Consider the following 17,836-nt stretch of genomic DNA (forward strand, 5'->3'; position numbering starts at 1 on the left):
CCGGTCTGCATCTGCGAAAGGAGTGAGTGATGATCGCACTCGGCCTGATGAGCGGCACGTCGATGGACGGCATCGATGGCGCGCTGGTGGATACGGATGGCGAAAAGGCGGTGGAGCGCGGGCCATCCTTTTTCGTGCCCTATGACGACGCCTTTCGCGCGAAGCTGACGGCTGCGCTCGAAACGGCGAAGCGGATCAGGACGCGGGAGGAGCGTCCGGGTGAACTGGCGGCGCTGGAGCGCGAGATCACGCTGCGCCATGCGGATGCGGTGGCGCAGTTTCTGGACGGGTTGCCGGCGCGCTGGCGTGACGTTTCGGTGGTCGGCTTCCACGGACAAACCGTGCTTCATCGCCCGGCGGAGGGCGTAACGGTGCAGCTGGGCGAGGGCGCGCTGCTGAGCGAGCGGGTCGGGCTGCCGGTCGTGTGGGACATGCGCGCAGCCGACATGGAAGCGGGCGGGCAGGGGGCGCCACTGGTGTCGGCCTATCATGCGGCGCTGGCGCGTTCGCTGTTTCCGGACCGCTTGCCGGCGGTGATCGTCAATATCGGGGGGATCTCGAACATCTCCTTCGTGCCCGCGAAGGGCGAGCCGATTGCGTTCGACACGGGCCCGGGCAATGCACTGATCGACCAGTGGGTAGCGCGGAGCGGGCTGGCCTATGATGCGGATGGGGCCGTGGCAGCGAAGGGCAGGGTCGCGGAGGCGGCACAAGACGCTTATCTCGCCAAGCCGTTCTTCAGCCAGCCGGGGCCGAAATCGCTGGATCGGCTGGACTTCACGCTTGCCGAAGCGGAAGGGCTGGGCCTCGAGGACGGGGCGCGAACACTGGCCGCGGTCTCGGCCGGGGCGATCCTGCGCGCGGTGGAGCATCTGCCGGAAGCGCCGAAGCTTTGGGTGATCTGCGGAGGCGGGCGAAAGAACCCGCATATCGTGGGTGACTTGCGCGCCGGGGCCTCCGTGCCGGTGATAGTGGCGGAAGAGGTCGGGCTCGATGGCGATGCGACGGAAGCGGAAGCCTGGGGCTATCTCGCGGTACGCTCGCTGCGCGGGTTGCCGCTGACCTATCCGGGCACGACGGGTTGCCGCGAAGCGGTGACAGGCGGGGTACATTCGGTGCCGAAGGGTAAATCGGAGGCGGCCTGAAGTTCATCGTTACGTCACCGGCCTGTCAGCCGAGTGACATGGGCGGGCGCTAGCTCGCGGCGGTTACTCATGAGGGGCCGCCACCATGCGCCAGTTTGTTCTTTCCACCGCAGCGCTCGCGCTGCTCGCCACATCCGCCTTCGCGCAGGAAAAGCAATTTCCGGCGAAGCTCGTCGGCCATGCGATCCTGCCGGCCGCCACGACGATTCCCGCTCCCGAAGATGCGCCCGAATACCTGCGCCATGCAGGCAAGTTCACGACCGCCGACCGCAAGCGGGCCGACACGCTCGGCTCGGTGCCCGGCAAGGATGGCGTGCGTCTTACCGGTCTGTCACTGCCTTTCGACGGGCAGGCGGTGCAGGGCTTTTCGGGCATCAAGGCGGTGGGCGACGGCACCTACTGGACGCTGTCCGACAATGGATTCGGCAACAAGCTGAACTCTTCCGACGCCATGCTGATGCTACATCACGTGGCCTTCGACTGGGACAAGGGCACGATGGACCGGAAGCAGACGATCTTCCTGTCCGACCCCGACCGCAAGGCGCCGTTTCCGATTGCCATGGAAGGCAGCGACCAGCGCTACCTGACGGGGGCGGACTTCGACGTGGAATCGATCCAGCCGGTGGCCGATGGTTTCTGGGTGGGCGAGGAGTTCGGGCCTTACCTGCTGCACTTCGACAAGACGGGCAAGCTCACGGACGTGATCGAAACAACCGTGGACGGCAAAGCGGTGAAGTCGCCCGACCATCCGACCTTGACGCTGCAGGCCAATCCGACGCTGCCGATGCCGGCCTTCAACCTCCAGCGCTCGGGCGGCTTCGAGGGGTTGGCACAGTCGAAGGACGGTTCCAAGCTTTACGGACTGCTCGAAGGTGCGCTGTTCAAGGAAGACGGCACGATGGAGCAGGCGGACGGCAAGCGCGCGCTTCGCGTGATCGAGTTCGACGTCGCTTCCAAGGCCTGGACCGGGCGTTCCTGGCTCTACCCGCTGTCGGACGGTGGCGATGCCATCGGCGATTTCAACATGATCGATGCGGACACGGCACTCGTCATCGAGCGCGATCAGGGCGCGGGCAGCAAGGACAAGGCCTGCGCGAACCCGAAGGAGCCGAAGCCGGACTGCTTCGCGCAGCCGGCCCTGTTCAAGCGGATCTACAAGATCGAAATGACTGAGGCGAATGTCGGCAAGGCCGTGCGCAAGATCGGCTATATCGATCTGATGAACATCGCCGACCCGGACAAGAAGAAGCGCCAGGGCGGCGGCGAGGGCTTCTACGACATGCCGTTCAACACGATCGAGAATGTCGATGTGGTGGACGCCACGCACATCATCGTGGGCGACGACAACAACCTGCCCTTCTCGGCGGGCCGTTCGCTCGACAAGGCCGACGACAACGAGTTCGTCATGCTGGAAGTGCGCGAGCTGCTCGCCGCGAAGTAAGCGGAGGCTCCAAACGAAGCGGGCGGCTCGCGCCGCCCGTTCTGCTTTATGAGGTCAGGCTACTCTGGTTTCGACCGTGGTGTCCTTTACCTCGGCGCCCGCTGCGCGCTCCTTGATCGACTTGATGGCATTCAGGGCCGACGCCTTGGCGCTGTAGCTTTCGGACGAGAACATGGTCTCGCCATTGCTCGCCTTGAAGCGGAAGCGAAAACCGCCGGACTTGTCCTTGTAGACTTCGAAGTGATGCATCGCAGTTCTCCACGAAGATGAACAATTGCGATGCAGGAGTTTCCACGGCTGGAAGCCAGTGTCCAGCCGCCGTTAACATATGTTGTTATTAACGCAGTCGCTTGGGCCGCACATCCGCCAGTTCGCCGTTCAGGCGCCGGTCGAGATAGTCCGAGCATTCGGCGATCAGCTCCGGCTCGTCCTTTCCGAAGAAGTGATTCGCGCCCGCCATCGTCTTCTGGGTGATGGTGATGCCCTTTTGCGTGTGGAGCTTGTCGACCAGCGTCTGCACATCCTTCGGAGGCGCCACCTTGTCGGCGTCGCCGTGGATGATCAGGCCCGAGGACGGGCAGGGGGCGAGGAAGGAGAAATCGTAGATGTTGGGCTGCGGCGCGACCGAGATGAAGCCCTCGATCTCCGGACGGCGCATCAGAAGCTGCATGCCGATCCAAGCACCGAAGGAGTAGCCGGCGACCCAGCAGGTCTTGGAATCGGGATGGAGCGATTGCACCCAGTCGAGTGCGGCTGCTGCGTCCGACAACTCGCCGATGCCGTGGTCGAACACGCCCTGCGAGCGGCCGATGCCGCGGAAATTGAAGCGCAGCGTGGTGAAGTTGCGCTGCTGGAACATGTAGAACAGATCGTAGACGATCTTGTTGTTCATCGTGCCGCCGAACTGCGGATGCGGATGAAGCACGATCGCGATCGGCGCGCCCTTGTCGGTCGAGGGCTGGTAGCGGCCTTCGAGCCGGCCTTCCGGACCGGCGAAGATGACCTCGGGCATACGCATTATCTCCAGTTGGCGCGGGAAGTTGAACCATCCGGCGCGCTCGCGGGTTGACGCGTCCGCGCGCTCTCCCTACAAGCCAGTTTAGAATTATTCAAAACTACGCTGGTCTTGGTGCCAGCGGCGCGTAGATAGGACGGCAGGGCTCGCCGTTTCAAGGAAATTGCGCGTTGGGCCGCATTTGTGGCCGATAGAGGATCGAGGCAAAGCGAATCGGATGGCGCCCACTCGCGCATATCTGGACTGGAATGCGAGCGCGCCGCTTCGGCCCGCCGCACGCGATGCCATGCTTCATGCCATGGAAAACGCGGCCAACCCGTCATCCGTGCATGCCGAGGGCCGCGCCGCGCGGGCGCTGATCGAGAGCGCGCGAAAGACCGTGGCGGGTTTCGTCGGCATGCCAGGCGCGGGCGTGGTGTTCACGTCCGGTGCCACGGAGGCCGCCTCGTACCTTTTGACGCCGGACTGGCGAGATGGGCGCACGCCGCTTCGCTATTCCCGGCTTTATGTGTGCGACGCCGATCATCCCTGCACGCGCAATGGCGGGCGGTTTCTGGCCGAGCGCGTGACGCTTCTTCCCATTGATTATCGCGGGCTGCTCGATCTCGATGCGCTCGCCCAAGCGCTCGCCGCGCATGATGCGAGCGAGGGTTTGCCGCTCGTCGCCTGCCATGCGGCGAACAATGAGACGGGCGTGGTGCAGGATTGGGCGAAGATCGGCCGGATCGTGCGGACTGCCAATGGACGCTTCGTGCTGGATGCGGTGCAGGCGGCAGGGCGCTTGCCGCTCGATCTGTCCTCGGTGCAGGTCGATCACCTGATCCTCAGCGCGCATAAGCTGGGCGGGCCGAAGGGCGTGGGCGCGGTGGTTTCGCAATCACCGAACGTGATGCCGGTGCCGCTCGTTTCGGGCGGCGGGCAGGAAAAGGGGTTTCGGGCAGGCACGGAGAACGTGCCGGCCATCGCGGGGTTTGCGGCAGCACTCGTTGAGGCCGCTGGCGAGATTGGGCGGACGGCGGAAATCGCTGCGCTGCGCGACCGCTTCGAGGCGGTGCTTTTGGAGCGCGCGCCTGATGCGGTGATCCACGGGCGGGAAGCCGTGCGCCTGCCCAATACGACGTTCTTCACGATTCCGACCTTACGCGCGGAAACCGCGCAGATCGGGTTCGATCTGGCGGGCCTGGCGCTTTCGGCTGGCTCGGCCTGCTCGTCGGGCAAGGTCGGCCCGAGCCATGTGCTGCGCGCGATGGGCGTGGCGGATGGTGGCGGGGCGCTGCGTGTCTCGATCGGCATTGCCACCGGCCAGCGCGAGCTGGACGCCTTTGCCAAGGCATTGGATCGCGTCGTTGCCAACAGGGCGCGGGCAGCGGCCTGAACATAGGAGATTTGCGGGAATGGGCGTGGAAAACCAGCACGTTTCCCCGTGAAAAACGCGGCGCGGCACATTACATGAGCGGCACGCGAAGAATTTGAGTGAATGCAGGCCGGGCGCCTCTTGCCCGGCACGGATGGAGAGTTGCGATGCCTGCCGTGCAGGATACGATCGACCGGGTCCGCAAGATCGATGTGGACCAGTATAAATACGGCTTCTCGACCGAGATCGAGACGGACAAGGCGCCCAAGGGTCTCACCGAAGACACGATCCGTCTGATCTCGGCCAAGAAGGGCGAGCCGGAATGGATGCTCGAATGGCGCCTCGACGCCTTCAAGCGCTGGCAGACGCTGGAAGAGCCGACCTGGGCGCGCGTGGCGTACCCGAAGATCGATTTCCAGGACATCCACTACTATGCGGCGCCCAAGACGCAGGCCGGCCCGAGCTCGCTCGACGAGGTCGATCCCGAACTGCTCAAGGTCTATGAGAAGCTCGGCATTCCGCTGAAGGAACAGGAAATCCTCGCCGGCGTGAAGAAGCCGGGCCATGAGGCCGAGGCCGAAGGCATCATCAATGAGATGGCCGAGGACAATGTCTACAAGTCCGGCCGTGTCGCGGTGGATGCCGTGTTCGATTCGGTTTCCGTCGTCACCACCTTCAAGAAGGAGCTGGCACAGGCCGGCGTGATCTTCTGCTCGATCTCGGAAGCCATTCGCGACCATCCGGACCTGATCAAGAAGTATCTCGGCTCGGTCGTGCCGACCACGGACAACTTCTATGCCACGCTGAACGCCGCCGTGTTCACCGACGGCTCCTTCGTGTTCGTACCGAAGGGCGTGCGCTGCCCGATGGAGCTTTCGACCTATTTCCGCATCAACGAGAAGAACACCGGCCAGTTCGAGCGCACGCTGATCATCGCCGAGGAGGGGGCTTACGTCTCCTATCTCGAAGGCTGCACCGCACCCCAGCGCGACGAGAACCAGCTGCATGCGGCGGTGGTCGAGTTGGTGGCGCTCGACGATGCCGAGATCAAGTATTCGACCGTCCAGAACTGGTATCCGGGCGACGCGCAGGGCAAGGGCGGCATCTACAATTTCGTCACCAAGCGCGGCGACTGCCGAGGCCACCGCTCGAAGATTTCGTGGACGCAGGTGGAGACCGGGTCGGCCATCACCTGGAAGTACCCCTCCTGTATCCTGCGCGGCGACGACAGCCGCGGCGAGTTCTACTCGATCGCGGTGTCGAACGGCTACCAGCAGGTGGATTCGGGCACCAAGATGATCCATCTCGGCAAGAACACGTCGAGCCGCATCATCTCCAAGGGCATCGCGGCCGGATTCTCGCAGAACACCTATCGCGGTCAGGTCTCGGCTCACCGCAAGGCGACCGGCGCGCGCAACTTCACCAACTGCGACTCGTTGCTGATCGGAGACCAGTGCGGCGCGCACACCGTGCCCTACATGGAAGCCAAGAACTCGTCGGCCAAGTTCGAGCACGAGGCGACCACCTCGAAGATCTCGGAAGACGCCAAGTTCTACGTGATGCAGCGCGGTATTCCGGAAGAGGAAGCCGTGGCGCTCATCGTGAACGGCTTCGTGCGCGAGGTCATTCAGGAGCTTCCGATGGAATTCGCCGTTGAGGCCCAGAAGCTGATCGGCATTTCCCTTGAGGGCAGCGTCGGCTGATCTCGCCGCGCCATTTATTGATATTCTGGAACGAACCGTATGCTTGAGATCAAGAACCTTCACGCCCGCATCGCCGACACCGAGACCGAGATCATCCGTGGCCTGAACCTGACCGTCCGTGACGGCGAAGTGGCGGCCATCATGGGGCCCAACGGCTCGGGCAAGTCGACGCTGTCCTATATCCTCGCCGGTCGTGACGACTATGAAGTGACCGAGGGCGACATCCTGTTCAATGGCGAGTCGATCCTCGAGATGGACCCTGCCGAGCGCGCCGCCGCAGGCGTCTTCCTCGCCTTCCAGTACCCGATGGAGATACCGGGCGTGGCGACCATGGAGTTCCTGAAGGTCGCGATGAACTCACAGCGCAAGGCGCGCGGTGAGCCGGAGCTGAAGATCCCCGACCTGCTCAAGCGGGTGCGTGTCGCGGCCGACGAGCTTTCGATGGATATGTCCATGCTCAAGCGTCCGCTCAATGTCGGCTTCTCGGGCGGCGAGAAGAAGCGCGCCGAAATCCTGCAGATGAAGCTGCTGGAGCCCAAGCTCTGCGTGCTCGACGAAACGGATTCAGGCCTCGACATCGACGCGCTGAAGATCGTGGCGGACGGCGTGAACGCGCTGCGCTCGCCGGACCGTTCGGTGGTCGTGATCACCCACTACCAGCGCCTGCTCGACTATATCGTGCCGGATTCGGTCCATGTGCTCTACAAGGGCCAGGTGATCCGGTCGGGCTCCAAGGAGCTGGCGCATGAGCTCGAGGCCAACGGTTATGCCGGGGTCATCGGCGAGGCCGCGTGAGGAAAACGCGATGAACATTCATCCCACGATCCAGAAGAGAACGCCGGCCGAAGACGCGCTCGTCGCGAGCTTCGAAGACCGTTTCTCGCGCCTGCCCGGTGACCCGGAGGTCTCGGTCAAGCGCGATGCGGCTATCGAGCAGCTCAAGGCGGGCTTGCCGACGCGCCATGTCGAGGCGTGGCATTACACGGATCTGCGCCGTCTCCTGACCCATGTGCCGGAAAGCACGGCGGCGAAAGGTGGCGCGGTGGCGGTCGAGCCCCTGCTCGACGGCTCGGTGGTGACGGCGCTCTTCGATGGTGTCCATGCGCGCCGCCTGCCCACCCTCGACGGCGTGAAGTTCGAGGCGGTCGCCGACAAGCTGAGCGACGGCAGCCTGGCACCGGCGCTCGGTGCGAGCGGCGATGACGACGCGGTCGGCGCGCTGAACACGGCGCTGGTCGGCGACGGCGTGTTCGTCGATGTCAGCGAAAACACGTCGCTCGAAGTGCCGATCGAGATCCAGAACATCCACACGGGCGGCCAGACGCATACGCGCAATGCCGTGCGCGTTGGCAATGGCGCATCGGCCATCGTGATCGAGCGCCAGACGGGCACCAACCCGGCGCTGGTCAGCCACGTCTCCAACCTTTCGGTCGGCGACGGGGCCGAGGTCACCTGGGTGATCGTGCAGGAGCAGCCTGATACGGTGACGCATCTCGCGCAGTTCAACGCCTATATCGGCGCGAATGCCAAGCTGACCCTGTTCGTGATGAATGCCGGCGGCAAGCTCGTGCGGCAGGAGATCAAGGTCAAGACGGTGGGCGAGGGCTCGGACTTCCAGCTGCGCGGCGTGAACCTTCTGGCCGGCGACACGCATTCCGACACGACCATGGTGCTGGACCATGCCGTGCCGCATTGCGGCTCGCGCGAACTGGTGCGCAATGTGGTGACGGGCAAGGCGCGCGGCGTCTTCCAGGGCCGCATCAACGTGCACCAGATCGCGCAGAAGACCGACGCGAAGATGGCCTGCAACACGCTGCTTCTGTCGGACGATGCCGAGTTCCTGACCAAGCCCGAGCTCGAGATCTTCGCCGATGACGTGGCCTGCGGCCACGGCGCGACAGTGACCGAGATCGATCGCAACCACCTTTTCTACCTCATGGCGCGCGGCGTGCCGGAGAAGGAAGGGCGCGGCATGCTGGTCAAGGCTTTCCTGGCCGAAGTCATCGAGGAGCTGGAGCATCCCGCACTCGTCGAGGCGCTGGAAGCCAAGCTGGACGAGTGGTTCCGCGTGAATGTCTGACACACGCATCAGCCTCGATCATTGCGTGATCCACGTCTCCGACTGGGATCGGGCGGTGGATTTCTACGCGCGGGTGGTCGGGGCGGAGGCGGTGAAGCAGGGCGCGGGCTGGGTGTTTCGGCTTGGAGGCCAGCAGCTCAACGTGCATGGGCCGGGCGTAAAGGCCGAGCCTGTCGCACGCGTGCCGGTGGCGCCCGGCAACAGCGATTTGTGCTTTCGCTGGCATGGGCCGGTCGCCGACGCCGTCGCGCATCTGGAGCGCGAGGGTGCTTCGGTCGAGTTGGGACCGGTCAAGCGTCACGGCGCTGGCGGCGAGGGCACGAGCGTTTATTTCCGCGACCCGGACGGCTCATTGATGGAGTTCATCTCGTATCATGCCTGAGAGACCATTTGAGAACATCCTCGGGTCGGCCCAACGGGTCTTTTCGCCGCCTGCTTCGTTGTCGAGCCTCGCCGATGCCGCTGGCATCGCCTGCGTTCGCCGCCTCGCATGCAACAAAAATCCCTCGCTGGTCCTCAGCCGATGAATTCTCAAACAGTCTCTTTGAAACCCGCCCCCGCATTCGACGTCGAGGCCGTGCGGCGGGATTTCCCGATCCTGTCGCGCGAAGTCTATGGCAAGCCGCTGGTCTATCTCGACAATGCGGCGTCGTCGCAGAAACCACAGGCTGTGATCGACGCCATCGCGCACGCCTATTCCAACGAATATGCCAATGTGCATCGCGGGCTGCATTTCCTGTCGAACGTGGCGACGGATGCCTATGAGGGCGCGCGCGAAAAGGTTCGCCGCTTTCTGAATGCGGGCAGCGTGGACGAGATCGTCTTCACCAAGTCCTCGACGGAGGCCATCAACACGGTCGCCTACGGCTATGGCATGCCTCACATCGGTGAGGGCGACGAGATCGTTCTTTCGGTCATGGAGCACCATTCCAACATCGTGCCGTGGCATTTCATCCGCGAGCGGCAGGGTGCGAAGCTCGGCTGGGTGCCGGTAGACGAGGAAGGCAACTTCCACATCGAAGAGTTCGAAAAGCGTCTCTCCGAGCGGACCAAGCTCGTCGCCATCACGCATATGTCGAACATGCTCGGCACGATCACGCCGATCAAGGACATCTGCCGCATCGCGCATGAGCGCGGCATTCCGGTGCTGGTCGATGGCAGCCAGAGTGCGGTGCATATGCCGATCGACGTGGCTGATCTGGGTTGCGATTTCTTCGTGATGACCGGCCACAAGCTCTACGGGCCGTCCGGCATCGGCGTGCTTTATGGCCGCAAGGAAATGCTGGAGCGGATGCGTCCGTTTCAGGGCGGCGGCGAGATGATTTTCGAGGTGACGGAAGACAGCGTCACCTATAACGACCCGCCGCATCGCTTCGAGGCGGGCACGCCGCCGATCGTGCAGGCGATCGGCTTGGGTCATGCGCTCGATTACATGGAGAGCGTGGGCCGCGCGGAGGCTGCGGCCCATGAGGGCATGCTCAAGGATTATGCCCATGAGCGGCTGCGCTCGATCAACTCGCTGCGCATCTTCGGCGATGCCAAGGAGAAGGGCGCCATCATCGCGTTCGAGCTGCAGGGCATCCATTCCCACGATGTGGCGATGGTGATCGACCGCTCGGGCGTCGCGGTGCGTGCCGGCACGCATTGCGCGCAGCCTTTGCTGCAGCGCTACGGCGTGACCTCGACCTGCCGCGCCTCGTTTGCCATGTATAACACGCGGGCCGAAGTCGATGCGCTCGCAGAAGCGCTCGAAAAGGCGCGCAAGTTCTTCGGGTGATGACCATGGAAGACCAAGCATCTAAACCGGCTGACGCTGAGATCGAAGCGGCTGCGCCCGATGTTGAGGGAAGCAAGCCGGTATTCTCGGCCTCTGCCATCCCTCAGGAAGAATTGGCGCGTCTCACCGACGACATCGTGGGCGCGCTCAAGACTGTCTACGACCCGGAAATTCCAGCGGACATCTACGAGCTCGGACTGATCTACAAGATCGACATCGAGGACGACCGCACGGTCAAGATCGACATGACCTTGACTGCACCGGGCTGCCCGGTCGCCGGCGAGATGCCGGGCTGGGTGCAGGATGCGGTGGGTGCGGTCGAGGGCGTCGGCCATGTCGATGTCTCGATGGTGTTCGACCCGCCCTGGACGCCCGACCGCATGTCGGAAGAAGCGCAGGTTGCGGTCGGCTGGTACTGAGCCGCCAGACGCCTCTTGTCTTGTAAGATCGGGCGATTCAGCCCATCTTCCTTTTGAACATTATCCGTCCGCAGGCTTTTGAACCTGCCGAGCATGGAGCCGAACTCATGGGTCGTTTCACCGTCATCTCCCTGACGGACGCCGCCGCATCGCGCGTGCGCGAAATCGTCGAGAACCGCGATGATGCGCAAGGCATTCGCGTGGGCATCAAGAAGGGCGGCTGCGCGGGGATGGAATACACGATCGATCTCGTGACGGACCCGAGCGCCAAGGATGATCACGTCGAGCGCGACGGCGCGCATGTTTGGGTGGCGCCGGAAGCCGCGCTCTATCTGCTCGGCACCGAGATGGACTTCGAGGTGACCACGCTGCGCACGGGCTTCACGTTCCGCAACCCGAACCAGAGCTCGGCTTGCGGGTGTGGCGAGTCGGTGGAGTTGAAGCCGGCGGATCTGAAGGCGCTGGCCGAGGCACGGTCGCAGGCGGCTTGAGTTTCCAGCAGGTCGCTCCTTTCGGAGCTGGCTTGCTGAGGACGGGGTGCTGGTGACGTCGAAACGAGCTGCGTTCTTTCAGGATTCGGTGTCGAGGCCCATTAGGACAACCTACTCCACCCACAAGCCATGCCGCTTGTGCCAATCCTCGATCGATTCCTCGGGATAAAGCTCGAAGGTCAGGTCGCCTTCCGCCAAATTCGGCTCTACCCAGCTTGCTTTGTATTTCAGCATCAGATGCGTCTTCACCGGGGACTTGGGCAGATCGCTGTCGATGGCCGAGGCGAACGGATGCACCAGATCCGGCCAGCTGGGATCGTAGAGCCAAAGGGCCGAGCCGCATTCCCTGCAAAAGCGCCGCTCGCCGGATGAGACTTCGCAAGTTTCATGCTCGTCATCCTCGATCGCCGCGCGAAACAGGCCGAGATGCTCCTCGCCCTCGATCTTCAGCGTGCGCGCGTCGGCACCGAGATTGATGGCATAGCCTCCGCCGCCCTGCTGCTTGCGGCAGATCGAGCAGTAGCAGAGCTGATAGGGAACGGGCGTGTGGCTCGCGACCGTGAAATGCACGGCGCCGCAGCGGCAGGACCCTTTGAGCGTTTGGGGCATGGCTCTCTCCTTGACAGCCTGCCCAACGCGAAGCTTGCTGGCCGGGTTGCGGAGAGGATGGATGGACGACGAGACGATACGCGAACTGTTCGAGGCGTTCGGGCCAGTCAGCATCCGCCGCATGTTCGGCGGCAAGGGCATCTATCGCGACGGTCTGATCTTCGCGCTCGTTCTGCGCGATGAACTGATGCTCAAGGGCGATGAACTGAACGCGCCGGAGTGGGAACGCGAAGGCGCGGCGCGCTGGACCTACCAGAACAGCAAGGGGAAGCCAGTCGCCATGCCCTATTGGAGCGCGCCGGTCGATGTGCTCGAAGACCGCGACGGTCTCACGTCCTGGGCGCGCGAGGCGTTCTCAGCCGCTCTGCGCGCCGAACAGGCGAAGCGCGGTCCGGACGTCTAGAGCCGGATCGCGATGTTCATGAAGGCGGGCACATCGTCGCCGAAGCCGATGGGCGAAGGCTCGTCGTCGCTGCGATAGCGGTCGCGCGAACGATCACGCGGGCGCTGCTCGTTGCGATCATGTTGAGGGCGGTCCTGCTGCGGACGACCCCGATGTTCCTCGTTGCGCTCGCGGATCGCCTGCGAGCGGTTGCGGCGCTCTTCCACCGGCTGCTCGTCGGCCTCGACCGTCTCGATGAGTTCCACGGGACGCTCGGCACGCTTCTCGGCCCCGCGTCCACCCCGTCCGCCGCGCTCGCGACGGCCGCCCGAGCGCTCGCGCCCGCCACGGCCACGACCATGGCTCTCGCCCTCACTTTCGGTGACGGTCGAGAGGTCGCCGTCGAGCCACGGAATCTGGCGGCCGATCAGCTTTTCGATAGCATCGACATATTTCGTGTCGGAGCGCGTCGCGATGGTGAAGGACTTGCCGAGACGCCCCGCGCGGCCCGTGCGGCCGATGCGGTGGACGTAATCCTCGGCATGGATCGGCACGTCGAAGTTGAAGACGTGGCTGACATCGGGAATGTCGAGGCCGCGCGCGGCGACATCGGACGCCACCAGCAGCTTGAGCTTGCCCTCGCGGAAATTGGCCAGCATCGTCATGCGGGCGCGCTGGTCCATGTCGCCATGCAGCGCGCCGGCGTCGAACTCGTGCTTCACCAGCGAGCGGAACAGTTCGGACACGTCCACCTTGCGGTTGCAGAAGATGATCGCGTTCTTGAGCGTGTCTTCCTGCTCGCGAATGAGGCGACGCAGCACATCACGCTTTTCCCAGGGCTTCGAGCCGGACTTCACCAGGAACTGTTCGATGGTGGCCGAGGTCGAGGACGCCTTGGCGACTTCCACGCGCACCGGGGCATGAAGGAACTGCTCGGTAAGCTTGGTGATCTCGGGCGGCATGGTGGCCGAGAAGAACAGCGTCTGCCGCGTGAAGGGGATCAGCTTGCAGATGCGCTCGATGTCCGGGATGAAGCCCATGTCGAGCATGCGGTCGGCTTCGTCGATGACGAGGATCTCGACGCCGGTCAGCAGCAGCTTGCCGCGTTCGAAGTGATCGAGCAGGCGGCCGGGCGTCGCGATCAACACATCCGCGCCGCGCTCCAGCTTGCGCTCCTGGTCCTCGAAGGACACGCCGCCGATCAGCAGCGCGATGTTGAGGCGGTGGTTCTTGCCGTATTTGACGAAGTTTTCTTCGACCTGCGCTGCGAGTTCGCGCGTGGGCTCGAGGATCAGCGTACGCGGCATGCGCGCCCGCGCACGGCCCTTTTCGAGGCGCGTGAGCATCGGCAACACGAAGGAAGCGGTCTTGCCGGTGCCCGTCTGGGCGATGCCGAGCACATCCTTGCCTTCCAGCGCGTGCGGAATGGCGCCGGCCTGGATCGGCGTAGGCGTCGTGTAGCCGGCATCGGTCACCGCCGAGAGGACCTTGTCGGACAGGCCGAGATCGGCGAAGCGCACGGCTTCGGGGGCGGCAGTTTCGGAGGGATTCGCCTCGGAAGCTGTGGCTTCGGGCGAGAGGGTTTCTTCCAGGACGTGTTCTGACAAGAGCTGATGTCTTCTGGCTTTAGCCACGGGAGCGCGATGTGCGTCCGCGCGACCGCTAATCCCGCGCCCGCGCATCTAGAGGCGCCGGTTACGGGCAAAACGTCGCGGTGTCAATGGTTTGACCGGTTTTGCACAGCCAAACACCCGCACACTCGCGTGATTCGCTCCGTAGATTCGCTCAGTAACGGAACTGCTCGGACAGAATCCGTTCGTCCCATGAGTGACTGGCATCGAAGAGCAGCGTGCCGGTGATCTCGCGCGAAGCGTGGATCGTCACCGCCGTGACAGACTTTACCTCCGTGTGGTCGGCGACCGCGTTCACCGGCCGTTTCGGCTCTTCGAGAATGTCGAAGCGCACGGTGACATGGTTGGGCAGAAGCGCACCGCGCCAGCGCCGGGGACGGAACGGGCTGACCGGGGTCAGCGCCAGAAGCGGCGCGTCGAGCGGCAGGATGGGGCCCTGGGCGGAAAAGTTGTAGGCGGTCGAGCCGGCAGGGGTCGCCACCATCACGCCGTCGCAGATCAGCTCGTCGAGGCGAACCTGGCCGTCCACCGAGATCGAAACCTTGGCCGCCTGATAGGATTGGCGCAGCAGCGAGACCTCGTTGATGGCAAGCGCATGAACGTGATCGCCCCACACGGTTTCGGCGGTCATCTCCAGCGGTCGGATGACCTCCTTCGCGGCATGGACGATTCGCTCGGGCAGGCCTTCGATGCGGAATTCGTTCATCAGGAAGCCGACCGTGCCACGGTTCATGCCGAAGACGGGCCGGTTCCTGCCGAGTGTTTCACGCAGCGTCTGAAGGAGGAACCCGTCGCCGCCGAGCGCAACGATGGCCTCGGCTTCAGCAACAGGCGTTTGGCCGTAAACGGCGACGAGCTCCGCCGCCGCCGCCCTTGCGTCGGGCGCGTCGGAAGACACGAACGCGATGCGTGCGATCGTCACGAATGAATTCTCATGCTGGAAATCTCATCTCCCCATGCCCGCGACGCCGCAGGCAGGCACCGAACTGCTTTGCCAAACTGCTTTGATTGAGCGCGATAATGCAAGCGGAAGAATGTGGTGCCCCCGGCAGGAATCGAACCCGCGACCTTCGGTTTACAAAACCGCTGCTCTACCAGCTGAGCTACAAGGGCAATGCGAAGACGCGTTAGCACATCTGGGGCGTGAGGCAAGTGTCGCAAGTGAGGCGACGCGTTCCCAGATGAGAGAGGCTGAAGGAGGCTTGGATGATTGGGTTCGTGTTTCTCGGGCTTCTGGTGCTCGTCGTCTGGGTCTTGGGCATCGCGGCCTGGCGCTGGACATTGAACCGCGAGATCGACTGGCGTGGGGTGGCTTTCGCGGCCGGGTTCGTGGCGCTGGCGTTCTGGCTTCGCGATTTGACGGGAATGGGCTAGCCCTTTCGCAGATAGGCCCGCGCCACATAAAGCGAGATCGCGGCCGCATTCGACACGTTGAGCGAACGGATGGCGCCCGGCATATCGAGGCGGGCGAGGGTGGAAACCGTTTGGCGCGTTTTCTGGCGCAGGCCCTTGCCTTCGGCGCCCAGCACCAGCGCGATGCGTTCACCATCGAGCGACGCTTCCATTTCGGCCGGGCCTTCCGAATCGAGACCGACCGTCTGGAAGCCTGAATCGTTCAGCGTTTCGAGCGCCTCGGCGAGGTTCCGCACTTCGATGAGGTCGATATGCTCCAGCGCGCCGGACGCGGCTTTGGCAAGCACGCCGCCTTCTTCCGGGCTGTGTCGCGACGTGGTGATGACGGCCGAGGCCGCGAAAGCCACGGCCGAACGGAGAATGGCGCCCACATTGTGCGGGTCGGTCACCTGATCGAGCACGAGAACGAGCGTCGCGTCGCCTAACGCGTCGAGGCGCTTGGGGCGCAACGGCTCGGCCTCGATGACCACGCCCTGATGCACGGCATCGCTTCCCGTTATGCGGTCGAGCGCGCGGGGTTCGACGAGCTCGAAGGCGAAAGGCAGTTCGGGTTCAGGGGGCAGGTCGAGCCGTTCCAGCGCGTTGCGGGTCGCCCACATGCGGCGAATCGTCCGGCGCGGGTTGTCCAGCGCGGCGCGCACCGTGTGCAGCCCGTGGAGCCGCACGAGGCCCTCGCTGACCGCCTCACCCGGGGTTGCCGGCTTCGATCGCTGTGCAGCCGCGTGCGCTGCCGGGTCGCGATGAGCGCGGCGCAGGCGGGCGTAATGGGCATCCTTGGGTGTGCGGGTTTTGTCGCTCATGGAGGTGCTATAACCGCACGATAGGAAATTGCCACCAAAGCTTTCACGAAGCGCGGTTGACAGCGGTTCGAGCGGTCGTCATAAGGCCCCACGTCGCGCCGGGGACTGGTACCCCGAACGCGGCAGGATGCCTTGCTTCCTCGGCTTTCGCGGCTGAATTTGGAGAGGTGCCCGAGTGGTTAAAGGGGACGGACTGTAAATCCGTTGGCTCAGCCTACGTTGGTTCGAATCCAACCCTCTCCACCATCGCTGCACGAACCGGGGACGCAACGGAAAAACGGACATGCCTGGCCTGAGGCGCGGGTATAGCTCAATGGTAGAGCAGCAGCCTTCCAAGCTGAATACGCGGGTTCGATTCCCGCTACCCGCTCCAAACCGCATGCCGACGTTTGCAGGCGTTACCCCGAATGGTCGGACCTTTCTCTGCTTTCCCGACGAGTCATCTCCAGATGCGCGCTTCAGTTCGGGAAGCGATAGCCGAAATGATCGATCTCTCGCTGGTAGATCCTCTCGACGAGAACCTTGTCACCGGGCTGGTAGTAGCTCGTCAGATCGATCTTTGCCGGGTTGTTCGACTTTTCCCGCGTGAGCCGACCCGAGTTGGTGGGCAGGGAAAGTCGTTCGCAGACGGTATCGAGATCATCTTCCAGCTTTTCCTGCCGCAGCACGAAGTCCACGATGATTCGATCGTTCTCGGTATACATATCCCATGAACGCCAATCGATGTGCTCGGCATCGCCCCGACCGTCCGCGAGCATCCGAAGCATCGCCGAGAAAGTCGGCCGTTCCCGGGCGGCACGATACCGCCAGTTGTAGATGGAAACGACGCGCTCAAACGGATTGCGCACGACGCAGAACGAAAAATAGTCTTGCCATGCTCCGGGATCGAAGGCCGCTATCTGCGTCGCGCTGGAATGGTCCGCAAGGCGGTCTTTATAGCGTCGTCGGATGGCGGCATTGTTCAGGCTGTCGAGGTTCCGCTGTTTGACGAGCGCCCGGACCACGCTGACGGGCGAGCGCTCCCGCAGAACGGTCAGGGTCGAACGGAGGTTCGGTTTCACGCCTCTGGCACGTGCCTCTGCGCGGGAGCCAAGCATGAGATCGAAGGGCCCGAGGTGGGGCGCGAGGAACGTCGTGACGGAAGTGCCTGCGTTTTTAGGCACATGCACGAAAATGAATCGATGGCGGTGCGACAGGATCACGTGCTGTCTTGTGCCTCACAAGCCGCATGAATGAGAAATCATTTCTACTATTCGGGCTTATTGGCAAGCGTAATTGCTCGAAAGCGCGCGAAATGCGCGACAAGTTGGCGTGACGCGTGGCGAAGCACTACGTAGGTGCGGACGGAGCGGGCACGACGCGGTTGTGTTTTTGCTCGTCAGCCGCTAATCGGCCTCGCATTCGCGAGCAGCCTTCCGATCGCGGCAGACTGGATCCTGACAGGAAAGAAAGAATGGCAAAGGGTAAATTCGAGCGGACGAAGCCGCATGTGAACATTGGCACGATTGGCCATGTTGACCATGGCAAGACGTCGTTGACGGCTGCGATCACGAAGTATTTCGGTGAGTTCAAGGCG

Annotated in this window: 20 protein-coding genes and 3 tRNA genes; 15 read left to right on the plus strand and 8 right to left on the minus strand. The window is 63.6% G+C overall.

Translation table 11 applies throughout. The features are described from left to right. The first annotated feature begins 29 nt into the window (after positions 1-29). Complete coding sequence (locus NGM99_RS02890) at positions 30-1,145, plus strand: anhydro-N-acetylmuramic acid kinase (RefSeq protein ID WP_252815748.1); 1,116 nt, start codon at positions 30-32, stop codon at positions 1,143-1,145. A gap of 85 nt (positions 1,146-1,230) precedes the next feature. Next, positions 1,231-2,586: an esterase-like activity of phytase family protein gene (locus NGM99_RS02895; protein ID WP_252815750.1), complete on the plus strand. Its 1,356-nt coding sequence runs from the start codon at positions 1,231-1,233 to the stop codon at positions 2,584-2,586. A gap of 54 nt (positions 2,587-2,640) precedes the next feature. Here the strand turns inward: NGM99_RS02895 and NGM99_RS02900 are convergent, their stop codons facing one another. After that, complete coding sequence (locus NGM99_RS02900) at positions 2,641-2,835, minus strand: YegP family protein (protein ID WP_252815752.1); 195 nt, start codon at positions 2,833-2,835, stop codon at positions 2,641-2,643. 88 nt (positions 2,836-2,923) lie between these two features. Further along, positions 2,924-3,598 (minus strand): alpha/beta hydrolase, encoded by a 675-nt coding sequence (locus tag NGM99_RS02905; protein ID WP_252815754.1) that lies wholly within the window; start codon positions 3,596-3,598, stop codon positions 2,924-2,926. A gap of 220 nt (positions 3,599-3,818) precedes the next feature. Between NGM99_RS02905 and NGM99_RS02910 the strand changes: the two genes are divergently transcribed. The 8 genes from NGM99_RS02910 to sufA all read left to right on the plus strand — a co-directional run bounded on the left by NGM99_RS02910 (position 3,819) and on the right by sufA (position 11,425). Continuing rightward, positions 3,819-4,976 (plus strand): cysteine desulfurase family protein, encoded by a 1,158-nt coding sequence (locus tag NGM99_RS02910; protein ID WP_252815756.1) that lies wholly within the window; start codon positions 3,819-3,821, stop codon positions 4,974-4,976. Between the two features lie 146 nt (positions 4,977-5,122). Next, positions 5,123-6,658, plus strand: coding sequence for a Fe-S cluster assembly protein SufB (gene sufB / locus NGM99_RS02915; RefSeq protein WP_252815758.1), 1,536 nt, complete (start codon positions 5,123-5,125; stop codon positions 6,656-6,658). A 39-nt stretch (positions 6,659-6,697) separates the two neighbouring features. Then, on the plus strand, positions 6,698-7,453 hold the full coding sequence (sufC, locus tag NGM99_RS02920; RefSeq protein ID WP_252815760.1) for a Fe-S cluster assembly ATPase SufC: 756 nt from the start codon (positions 6,698-6,700) through the stop codon (positions 7,451-7,453). Continuing rightward, a complete protein-coding gene (gene sufD / locus NGM99_RS02925) occupies positions 7,425-8,738 on the plus strand; it encodes a Fe-S cluster assembly protein SufD (protein ID WP_252815859.1) in 1,314 nt (437 codons plus the stop codon). The genes sufC and sufD overlap by 29 nt, the downstream gene beginning before the upstream one ends. Continuing rightward, positions 8,731-9,120 carry a VOC family protein gene (locus tag NGM99_RS02930; RefSeq protein WP_252815762.1) on the plus strand — a complete coding sequence of 130 codons (390 nt, stop codon included), beginning with the start codon at positions 8,731-8,733 and terminating at the stop codon, positions 9,118-9,120. Before sufD ends, NGM99_RS02930 begins: the two co-directional genes overlap by 8 nt. Positions 9,121-9,261: 141 nt before the next feature. Further along, the gene (locus NGM99_RS02935; protein ID WP_252815765.1) at positions 9,262-10,515 is read left to right on the plus strand and encodes a cysteine desulfurase; all 1,254 of its coding nucleotides are present in this window, start codon (positions 9,262-9,264) and stop codon (positions 10,513-10,515) included. A gap of 5 nt (positions 10,516-10,520) precedes the next feature. Continuing rightward, positions 10,521-10,934, plus strand: coding sequence for an SUF system Fe-S cluster assembly protein (locus NGM99_RS02940; protein ID WP_252815766.1), 414 nt, complete (start codon positions 10,521-10,523; stop codon positions 10,932-10,934). A 107-nt stretch (positions 10,935-11,041) separates the two neighbouring features. Beyond that, positions 11,042-11,425, plus strand: a complete 384-nt coding sequence (gene sufA, locus NGM99_RS02945) for a Fe-S cluster assembly scaffold SufA (protein WP_252815768.1) — start codon at positions 11,042-11,044, stop codon at positions 11,423-11,425. A 111-nt stretch (positions 11,426-11,536) separates the two neighbouring features. Here the strand turns inward: sufA and NGM99_RS02950 are convergent, their stop codons facing one another. Next, positions 11,537-12,034 (minus strand): GFA family protein, encoded by a 498-nt coding sequence (locus tag NGM99_RS02950; RefSeq protein WP_252815771.1) that lies wholly within the window; start codon positions 12,032-12,034, stop codon positions 11,537-11,539. Positions 12,035-12,095: 61 nt separating this feature from the next. On the opposite strand from NGM99_RS02950, the gene NGM99_RS02955 reads away from it, so the two are divergent. Continuing rightward, positions 12,096-12,437, plus strand: coding sequence for a TfoX/Sxy family protein (locus tag NGM99_RS02955; RefSeq protein ID WP_252815773.1), 342 nt, complete (start codon positions 12,096-12,098; stop codon positions 12,435-12,437). On the opposite strand, the gene NGM99_RS02960 is transcribed toward NGM99_RS02955, so the two are convergent. The 3 genes from NGM99_RS02960 to NGM99_RS02970 form a co-directional block, all read right to left on the minus strand. Continuing rightward, positions 12,434-13,936: a DEAD/DEAH box helicase gene (locus NGM99_RS02960; RefSeq protein ID WP_252815862.1), complete on the minus strand. Its 1,503-nt coding sequence runs from the start codon at positions 13,934-13,936 to the stop codon at positions 12,434-12,436. The two genes, NGM99_RS02955 and NGM99_RS02960, sit on opposite strands and share 4 nt — an antisense overlap. A gap of 265 nt (positions 13,937-14,201) precedes the next feature. Then, on the minus strand, positions 14,202-14,969 hold the full coding sequence (locus tag NGM99_RS02965) for an NAD kinase (RefSeq protein ID WP_252815774.1): 768 nt from the start codon (positions 14,967-14,969) through the stop codon (positions 14,202-14,204). Between the two features lie 115 nt (positions 14,970-15,084). Next, positions 15,085-15,160: transfer RNA gene (locus tag NGM99_RS02970), tRNA-Thr, on the minus strand. Positions 15,161-15,253: 93 nt separating this feature from the next. Here NGM99_RS02970 and NGM99_RS02975 point away from each other — a divergent pair. Next, on the plus strand, positions 15,254-15,421 hold the full coding sequence (locus tag NGM99_RS02975) for a hypothetical protein (RefSeq protein ID WP_252815776.1): 168 nt from the start codon (positions 15,254-15,256) through the stop codon (positions 15,419-15,421). Here NGM99_RS02975 and NGM99_RS02980 read toward each other — a convergent pair. Continuing rightward, positions 15,418-16,260 (minus strand): TrmH family RNA methyltransferase, encoded by an 843-nt coding sequence (locus NGM99_RS02980; RefSeq protein WP_252815778.1) that lies wholly within the window; start codon positions 16,258-16,260, stop codon positions 15,418-15,420. The two genes, NGM99_RS02975 and NGM99_RS02980, sit on opposite strands and share 4 nt — an antisense overlap. Positions 16,261-16,421: 161 nt before the next feature. Between NGM99_RS02980 and NGM99_RS02985 the strand changes: the two genes are divergently transcribed. Beyond that, a tRNA-Tyr gene (locus NGM99_RS02985) sits at positions 16,422-16,506 on the plus strand. 53 nt (positions 16,507-16,559) lie between these two features. Further along, positions 16,560-16,633, plus strand: a tRNA-Gly gene (locus NGM99_RS02990). Positions 16,634-16,718: 85 nt separating this feature from the next. Here NGM99_RS02990 and NGM99_RS02995 read toward each other — a convergent pair. Further along, on the minus strand, positions 16,719-17,462 hold the full coding sequence (locus NGM99_RS02995) for a sulfotransferase family 2 domain-containing protein (protein WP_252815780.1): 744 nt from the start codon (positions 17,460-17,462) through the stop codon (positions 16,719-16,721). Positions 17,463-17,713: 251 nt separating this feature from the next. Between NGM99_RS02995 and NGM99_RS03000 the strand changes: the two genes are divergently transcribed. Then, positions 17,714-17,836: GTP-binding protein (locus NGM99_RS03000; protein WP_252815864.1), on the plus strand; the 123-nt coding region annotated here is incomplete at its 3' end.

Origin of the sequence: Mesorhizobium liriopis (assembly GCF_024053505.1) — a bacterium.
Classification (GTDB): domain Bacteria; phylum Pseudomonadota; class Alphaproteobacteria; order Rhizobiales; family Rhizobiaceae; genus Mesorhizobium_B; species Mesorhizobium_B liriopis.

Excerpts from the sequence above, each read along its gene's own strand:
- NGM99_RS02890 (WP_252815748.1), top strand. The coding sequence starts at position 30 with ATGATCGCACTCGGCCTGATGAGCGGCACGTCGATGGACGGCATCGAT.
- NGM99_RS02895 (WP_252815750.1), top strand. The coding sequence starts at position 1,231 with ATGCGCCAGTTTGTTCTTTCCACCGCAGCGCTCGCGCTGCTCGCCACA.
- NGM99_RS02900 (WP_252815752.1), bottom strand. The coding sequence starts at position 2,835 with ATGCATCACTTCGAAGTCTACAAGGACAAGTCCGGCGGTTTTCGCTTC.
- NGM99_RS02905 (WP_252815754.1), bottom strand. The coding sequence starts at position 3,598 with ATGCCCGAGGTCATCTTCGCCGGTCCGGAAGGCCGGCTCGAAGGCCGC.
- NGM99_RS02910 (WP_252815756.1), top strand. The coding sequence starts at position 3,819 with ATGGCGCCCACTCGCGCATATCTGGACTGGAATGCGAGCGCGCCGCTT.
- sufB (WP_252815758.1), top strand. The coding sequence starts at position 5,123 with ATGCCTGCCGTGCAGGATACGATCGACCGGGTCCGCAAGATCGATGTG.
- sufC (WP_252815760.1), top strand. The coding sequence starts at position 6,698 with ATGCTTGAGATCAAGAACCTTCACGCCCGCATCGCCGACACCGAGACC.
- sufD (WP_252815859.1), top strand. The coding sequence starts at position 7,425 with ATGCCGGGGTCATCGGCGAGGCCGCGTGAGGAAAACGCGATGAACATT.
- NGM99_RS02930 (WP_252815762.1), top strand. The coding sequence starts at position 8,731 with ATGTCTGACACACGCATCAGCCTCGATCATTGCGTGATCCACGTCTCC.
- NGM99_RS02935 (WP_252815765.1), top strand. The coding sequence starts at position 9,262 with ATGAATTCTCAAACAGTCTCTTTGAAACCCGCCCCCGCATTCGACGTC.
- NGM99_RS02940 (WP_252815766.1), top strand. The coding sequence starts at position 10,521 with ATGGAAGACCAAGCATCTAAACCGGCTGACGCTGAGATCGAAGCGGCT.
- sufA (WP_252815768.1), top strand. The coding sequence starts at position 11,042 with ATGGGTCGTTTCACCGTCATCTCCCTGACGGACGCCGCCGCATCGCGC.
- NGM99_RS02950 (WP_252815771.1), bottom strand. The coding sequence starts at position 12,034 with ATGCCCCAAACGCTCAAAGGGTCCTGCCGCTGCGGCGCCGTGCATTTC.
- NGM99_RS02955 (WP_252815773.1), top strand. The coding sequence starts at position 12,096 with ATGGACGACGAGACGATACGCGAACTGTTCGAGGCGTTCGGGCCAGTC.
- NGM99_RS02975 (WP_252815776.1), top strand. The coding sequence starts at position 15,254 with ATGATTGGGTTCGTGTTTCTCGGGCTTCTGGTGCTCGTCGTCTGGGTC.
- NGM99_RS02980 (WP_252815778.1), bottom strand. The coding sequence starts at position 16,260 with ATGAGCGACAAAACCCGCACACCCAAGGATGCCCATTACGCCCGCCTG.